The organism is Marispirochaeta aestuarii (assembly GCF_002087085.1).
GTDB classification, from domain to species: Bacteria; Spirochaetota; Spirochaetia; order JC444; family Marispirochaetaceae; genus Marispirochaeta; species Marispirochaeta aestuarii.
On record NZ_MWQY01000013.1, the window covers coordinates 131,297 to 138,261 of the forward strand.

Sequence of the window (6,965 nt, forward strand, 5' to 3'; positions counted from 1 at the left end):
CCGCCGAAACACTGAAAAAGCCCAGTATATGAATTATACTATGCATTTCGGGTGATTCTCTTTTGCGGGGTAAATTTGTGTTTCGTAATCTGCTGCTTTTTCTGTTGTTGCTTCCTGTCCTGGTTCCTGCTTCTGCCATTGATCTGGCTCCATTTTCGTATAAGGACCCTCGATCCCTGTCTCTCGGGGGAATTACGGTATTCGGTGTTCCCGGAATACACACTCTTCATGCCAATCCCGCGAACTTTTCCCAGGACGACGATGTTCTCTATACCTTGGTCTCCGCAGTTCCCCATATCAGTCTGCCGCCGGATCTGTTCTTTTCTCTGAAAGACCTATCCGAGAATGAAATTCTCGAAGCCGGCAGCAGCGGTCTGGGCCAGGGGATGAACATCGGTATGGGGTTGACGGGAAAAGGGGTTGGTCTCGGGCTCCTCTGGGGCTACGAGAGTTACAGCTTCGGGGATGCCTCGACAATCCAGGGCGTCGTCGATTCCGAGCTGTCCCTGGTCCTCGGCTATGCCATGGAGTTCCGGCTTGGGGACTTTATATTCACCGGCGGCGGAGATTTTCGGCCGGTCTTCCGGGTGTTCGGACCCTATGGTTCTGAGACGGCCCTTGAGACGGGAAAACTTCTGGGCAGACCTGGGAAAATGATGGAAGTACTCGCAGGGCTTGAGAACCCCTATTATGCCACCGGGGTCGGTTTTGACCTGGGGGCAACAGCAGGGTGGAAAGGTCTGGGCCTTGGCGTGACAATCAGGGACGCGGGTGATACTATAATGGCGGTATCCAGACCCAGTGACGTGGGAGAAGCCATGGACGATATGTTTTCCCTTTCAGGGTTTTCTCTGGAAGAGGGTGCGTCTGATACCCTGACGGTCCCCATGAGGATTGACGCCGGTCTCATGTTTAGCTTTGAAGATTATTTTTTCCCGGGACTCCGGCCTGATCTGTATCTGGAAGTGGGAGACCTGCTGCACACCGGGGAAGGCACAAGGCTGCTTGAAAGCCTGCGGGGCGGGATAAATCTCGATACATCCGGCCCTCTGTCCATACGTACAGGCTTCAATGCCGGAGGCTTCAGTTCAGGCCTTGGACTGGAGCTGCCGATACTGGATATAGACCTTTCATACTACCGCTTGCCCGCTGTGGATGCTGCGGAGGAAGGACGACACGGATTTGCCCTGGAAGGAAGAGTTGAGTTTTAGTCCGGATTCGGAAAACAAGGAGGGGTGCATGAAGATCCCTGGAATCTCCCGGAGCTTTTCAGCATTGAGTATTACGATAACACTGCTGGTTTTAGTTCCACTGCTATTGACCGCGTGCCAGGAAGTCTTTACCTACAGTCTCCTGGAAGGGATGCAGCGTGATTTCTCATCCCTTCCCCGGGAACAGAAGATCAGCTACGCGAAAGATGTCCTTGCCTCAGGTGATGCGGATGCAATGGCGGATATTTACGATGAGATTGCCGCCATGGCTGCGAATGATCCGGAGCTCTACCTGCTTGCCGCCGATTTGGCCATGGGGGCATCGGGAATTACCGGGATAATAGATGATGTGCTTTCGGCGGAAGATCCGTCCACTCTTGTCTATGCTGATATCCTGGCATCCGTCGATATGACCATGATGGGCTATGTGGCTGATAATGTTCTCGCCGCCGAGGCCGCGGGACTTTCTGGTATAACCGAGGAGCAGTATGCCACGGCAGCGGGTGCTGAAATTCTATTCTGGCTGGACCAGAATCCGGCGAATGATGTTTCCAGTATAGACTGGACCGACAGCACGACCGCTGCAGCCTCCGGACCGGAAATAGCCAACGCATACAATTTTCTCGTCAGTGCGGGTCAGAACCCGGCTGAGTTTGATGACATATTCGGTTAGGGAGGCATGGTGAAGCGCATACTTATTCTACTGCTGGTGCTTTCTTCCGCCCTTCAGGTTTTTTCCCTCGACCTGCACACAGAGCCAAGCCTGGAGATCTTCTCCGCACGAATGGCGGGTATGGGAGGGTATCATGCTGCTCTGGCGGACGATGTAAGCGTTCTGTTCAGTAATCCCGCCGGCTACAGGGTCCCCGAACCGGAACTCTCGGTCGCGGAACTGACCCTGAATCTGACGGGACCCATCTTCGATATGGCCAACCTGTTCCTGGAGGGGGGCGATCTTCTCAATAATCCCGATACTTACGAGATCTTTGACAGCCTCTATTCCGGTATCGGGCTTGTGGGGCCCATCGCGGTGGCCTTTGTCGGTGACGGTGTCGGATTCGGTATCTATAACCAGACCTCCACCATTATCAGGAGCCCGACCGCCACCGAGTTTGAGTCCACCGTACGGGAGGAGCTTCTCCTGACGGGGGGCTACAGTTTCAGGCTTCCCGCCTTCGAAGGTACCATCCATACCCTGGATCTGGGCTTGAGCATGAAGGGCTTTTTACGGGGGGAGGGGGGATTTACCTATTCCCTGCTTCTTATTAACGACTTCATGGATAACCTCGGTCCGGATCTTCTGCTGAATGAACCCTATGCCAACATTACCGGCATCGGCTTCGATCTCGGTCTCTTGTACAGCTATGGTGATGCACTCTCCGTCGGACTGGTGGGGCAGGATGTTTTCAGCCCGACCCTGCGTTCAAGCTACACCAGTATGCAGGACTATCTTGATGGAAACGACGCCATCGACAAGGAAAACGGGGTGCTGCCCTTCCAGCTGCATGCCGGTCTGCGGTACACACCGCCCCTGGGGCCGCTTTCGCGCTACTTCAGCGATGTGGATCTCTACTTTGACTACAGGAACATGTTTGATTTTCTCTTCTTTCCAGAGCTGGCGACCAATCCTGTTCTGCATCTGAGTTTTGGAGCGGAATTCCGTATGCTGGAGATCCTCTCCTTACGGACCGGTCTCTACCAGGGACTGCTTGCCGCCGGTCTTGGAGTCGACCTGAATTTCGCTACCCTGAATATGGCCATGTACGGGACTGAACAATCCCTCGAGCCGGGTATGCAGCCGGTCTACAACGTGATACTTGGACTTGAGTTCCGATATTGATTTTATTGTCCGCTTTAGTTGACATTATTTTTTGATGTATGCTATATTCCCCCTCACATGAGGGGCCGCTAGCTCAGCTGGTAGAGCAACGCCCTTTTAAGGCGTGGGTCACTGGTTCGAACCCAGTGCGGCTCATTAAGTCGGAGCGATCCGGCTTATGCCGCAAGAGATCGACTCTTTCCGCCAGTGGTCATGAGTAGGCTCTTGCGCATCAAGTCTCCTTCGTCTAGTGGTTAGGACACCGGGTTTTCATCCCGGCAACAGGGGTTCGACTCCCCTAGGAGATGCCATAATTAGACCCGCAATACGCGGGTCTTTTTTTTTATCCGGGAGTCGAAACTGGAGAGCACCGATCCCTTTACCTGTTCCTGATCTTTCAGAATTTTCTCCATCTTCTTTCAATATCCTTCAGTGTTTGATATACTTTCTCTGTTCAGATATACCGACTCCAAGGATTAATGAATGAATAAGGTTGTACTTACCGCCTCCGACCTGGATGGCTATTTAACTGACAGCGATAAAAACCGGCTCAATGAAATGGAGGCTTATTACAGGAAAGCCCTGGAAATCAGTGCCGGTCTTTCTGAGACCCTGGACCCGGCGGTCCGTGAAAAGGGTAAGGAGTCTCTAATTTCCATCTACAATACCATGGGAAATTTCATGCAGGAGATTACCGGAAGGGAAGAGAAAATCAAGGTCTATCCCTTTGATACTCCACGGGAGAACCACGGAGAAGCTTCCCGCCTGATTGCCAAGCTCAGAGACATGGACACTCAGCAGCACGAGTTTATCTACTATATCCAGCGGGCATACGAGCTTCTCTTCAACCTGGCTTTCTCCGGCTGGGATTCAAGCAAGAGAAACTATTTTATAAAAAAGACGCCGGTAACGGCGCCGGTTCAGAATTATGCGGTACACAAGATCCCCGACGTGGACGAACACATCAATAACTCTGTCATGTGTGTAATGCTTCGCGGGGCCCTGTTGCCTTCAATGATTATGAGCAAAGAGGTGGAGGAGTACAGCTCCAACGGCTATGTTACCCCCTTCGCTCTTTTCCGAATTCAGCGGGACGATTCAAAGAAGGAACGCAATATGGAATACCTTCTGGACCTGGACCGTTCCTTCTTCGATCTTGAAACCCTGGACGGCAAGGACCTCATTTTCGCCGATCCCATGAACGCTACAGGCGGAAGCCTCGTGACCATTGTCAAGTATCTGTCGGAACAGGGTATCAAGCCGCGATCCATCCTGTTTTTCAATGTAATCTCCGCCTTGAAGGGGTCCCTCCGCATCGTACGGGCAATCGAAAACGCCTACGTCTACACATTGTGGATGGATCCTGTCCTGAACGACAAAGCCTATATTCTTCCGGGACTCGGAGACGCCGGGGATCGTCTTAACGGTCCTGATGCGCATGATTCCCCGAGGAACATCATTCAGCTTATTGCCGATTACGGGTCAAGTGTAACATCCCTGTATCGGTCACAGGTAAGGGAAATTGAGGCGACAGTACTGGGGCGCTAGCCTTCTGCTGATTCTGCTTCTCGGGGGCTGTACCTCCGTCTCCAATGAAGAGGCGGCGGAGGCCTACTATAACCTCGGCAATGCCTATTTTGATCTGGGAAGGCTCAATGAATCGAAAAGGGCATATCAGCGTGCCCTGGAACTTGACCCGTCCCTTGCTGCCGCCACCTATAATCTTGCGAGGCTCTACATCGAAGACAGACGGTTCGATGAGGCGGAAGAAATCCTGCTTGCGCTTGTTGGGGCTGACGAGGAAAACACCCTGCTGTACGAGACCCTTGGCTGGCTTGAATTCCGACGGGGCAATAATCGGGCCGCCGCCCAACGATACCGGCAAGCCCTCGATCTCACGGAGGGGAATGCTGCCGTCTGGTATAATCTGGGGCGTATTCACGAAGTTGAAGGAGAACTGACAGAGGCGGTGGAGGCTTATCGAAAGGCTGTCTACTATGAACCGGATACGCTTCTGTACCGAACAGGCCTGGGAGAGGTGTATTACCTGCTTGAGGATTATATCGAAGCCGTCGATCTTCTGTATCCTGCCTTCTCGTCGGGGAACAGGGACCTTCAGCTGATAGTACTGCTTGTAAAAAACCTGACATCCGCCGAGGAGTATCCCGCTGCTCTTGAAGTTGCCGATGCCGGAATGGAAACCTGGGAAACGCAAAGACCGGAGGATCAGCAGAACGAAATAAAGGCGGAAATACTCTTTTATAAATCCTTCACCCTGCTGGTGGGTTTTGAAAACACTGCCGAGGGGCTCTCCGCGCTGCGGGAAAGCATTGATTCAGGATTTGACGATGCGGATAAGCTTGCACTGTTTTACAGGTATCCTGATATTCCCGGTTTTGAAGAGATTCAGGAGCTTCTGGAGGATAAAAAACTGGCGCCGAAGGAGTCTCCGGCGCCGAAGGTTGAACACTAGGTATTCTCAGGAGTTCAGGGCTTTGAGGGTAGCAGAAAGCACCTGTTCGGGGCTGCCGGCTGCATCAATGTCTGTTTTTATACCCTTATCTTTGTAGTAATCGATCAGAGGCTGAGTTTGACGATAATATACCTGGAGACGGTTCTTTATTGCTTCAGGCGCATCGTCCTGGCGGGTGTACAGTTCTCCGCCACAGCTGTCACAAATGCCCTCCTTCCTGGGGGGGGCAAATTTTACATGGTAGGTGGCTCCACAGTTTTTACAGACCCGGCGTCCTGATAAGCGGTCTACAAGCACTTCATCGGCTACGGAAAAATTAACAGCCATCTGAAGCGTCGATATTGTATCCAGGGCCTCAGCCTGGGGTATTGTTCTTGGAAAACCATCAAGAATAAAGCCTTTCCCGGTATCTCCCTGGTTCAGACGCTCCTCAACAAGGGCAACCGTCAAATCGTCGGGAACCAGTTCTCCTGAATCGAGTATGGACTTTACCTTCTTCCCCAGTTCCGACTGGTCTTTTATTGCCTTTCGGAACAGGTCTCCCGTCGAGATATGCGGTATTCCAAGCTCTTCACTGACTTTAACTGCGACAGTTCCCTTTCCGGCCCCGGGGGGACCGAGAAACACTAGATTCATTACTCTTCCTCCGTAGTCACATCTGCCTCTTCACAGGCGCTGCTGCAATAAGGCGTATCCGTATCGGGCAGAAAATAGTTACCGCATGCGGTGCATCGGCGGTATTGTCTGGCACACTCGAGGGAGCAGAACTGATCCATCTGAACCGTCTCTATATCGATGTATTTGCCACAGTTTCTGCACCGATAGTATACAGTACCCGATTGCATGATTCATGGTATCATGCTTGCGGAAATGATGTCATCAGAGTTCGATCTCCGGTGTGCTTTTTTATGAAAAAACTTGTCTATGTCTGTATTTTCCACTATGTTTAAATATGGAGGGTATATGGGTTTCCAGGAGAAATTTAAACAAAGCGTATCAAAAGGCTTGGAGCATTCAAAATCTTTTTTCAGTTCCGCCAAGGATAAGGCAAAGGAACTGGGTGATGTAGGTATCCTCCGCTTCGAAATACATCAGCTGGAAGAAAAGATTAAAAAGCAGGAATTGCAGCTGGGGCACCAGGTCTATGAAATCCTCGCTGTTGAAGGCAAGCAAAGCCTGACAAAACGCAGCGCCGGGATAAAAGAGATTATCGAAGCAATCGAGGATCTGCAGACTCAAGTTACCGGAAAACGTGTCGTCCTGGAGGATGTTGAAGCCCGTGACGATGCAGGGGAGCAGAAAGAGGCTGAAGGTTCTGAAAGCGAGGAAAAACCTGGAATCGGGTAGATTTTCCAGGCTTTGTGATTCTTGATATTTTTCTTCACGTTATGGTTGACACGTTTTGCTTGTAGTGATATAACTGCGATCACGCTGAAGCGACGGGGTGATGAGCTCTGGAGGG

General features: G+C 51.7%; 7 protein-coding genes and 2 tRNA genes. 8 read left to right on the forward strand and 1 reads right to left on the reverse strand.

Annotation, left to right across the window (positions count from 1 at the left end):
* The first annotated feature begins 77 nt into the window (after positions 1 to 77).
* From B4O97_RS12835 to B4O97_RS12865, 7 genes are all read left to right on the forward strand, one after another.
* Positions 78 to 1,211 (forward strand): hypothetical protein, encoded by a 1,134-nt coding sequence (locus B4O97_RS12835; RefSeq protein ID WP_083051383.1) that lies wholly within the window; start codon positions 78 to 80, stop codon positions 1,209 to 1,211.
* Positions 1,212 to 1,239: 28 nt separating this feature from the next.
* Positions 1,240 to 1,884: a hypothetical protein gene (locus tag B4O97_RS12840; RefSeq protein WP_083051385.1), complete on the forward strand. Its 645-nt coding sequence runs from the start codon at positions 1,240 to 1,242 to the stop codon at positions 1,882 to 1,884.
* Between the two features lie 6 nt (positions 1,885 to 1,890).
* A complete protein-coding gene (locus B4O97_RS12845) occupies positions 1,891 to 3,051 on the forward strand; it encodes a PorV/PorQ family protein (RefSeq protein ID WP_083051387.1) in 1,161 nt (386 codons plus the stop codon).
* 62 nt (positions 3,052 to 3,113) lie between these two features.
* Positions 3,114 to 3,186 (forward strand) — tRNA-Lys (locus B4O97_RS12850).
* An 80-nt stretch (positions 3,187 to 3,266) separates the two neighbouring features.
* A tRNA-Glu gene (locus B4O97_RS12855) sits at positions 3,267 to 3,341 on the forward strand.
* 172 nt (positions 3,342 to 3,513) lie between these two features.
* Complete coding sequence (locus tag B4O97_RS12860; RefSeq protein WP_083051388.1) at positions 3,514 to 4,578, forward strand: uracil phosphoribosyltransferase; 1,065 nt, start codon at positions 3,514 to 3,516, stop codon at positions 4,576 to 4,578.
* On the forward strand, positions 4,553 to 5,503 hold the full coding sequence (locus tag B4O97_RS12865; RefSeq protein ID WP_083051390.1) for a tetratricopeptide repeat protein: 951 nt from the start codon (positions 4,553 to 4,555) through the stop codon (positions 5,501 to 5,503). Before B4O97_RS12860 ends, B4O97_RS12865 begins: the two co-directional genes overlap by 26 nt.
* 6 nt (positions 5,504 to 5,509) lie before the next feature.
* Here the strand turns inward: B4O97_RS12865 and B4O97_RS12870 are convergent, their stop codons facing one another.
* On the reverse strand, positions 5,510 to 6,139 hold the full coding sequence (locus B4O97_RS12870) for an adenylate kinase (protein WP_083051392.1): 630 nt from the start codon (positions 6,137 to 6,139) through the stop codon (positions 5,510 to 5,512).
* 369 nt (positions 6,140 to 6,508) lie between these two features.
* Here B4O97_RS12870 and B4O97_RS12875 point away from each other — a divergent pair, with 369 nt between their 5' ends.
* The gene (locus tag B4O97_RS12875; protein ID WP_143305692.1) at positions 6,509 to 6,850 is read left to right on the forward strand and encodes a hypothetical protein; all 342 of its coding nucleotides are present in this window, start codon (positions 6,509 to 6,511) and stop codon (positions 6,848 to 6,850) included.
* Positions 6,851 to 6,965 lie beyond the last annotated feature (115 nt).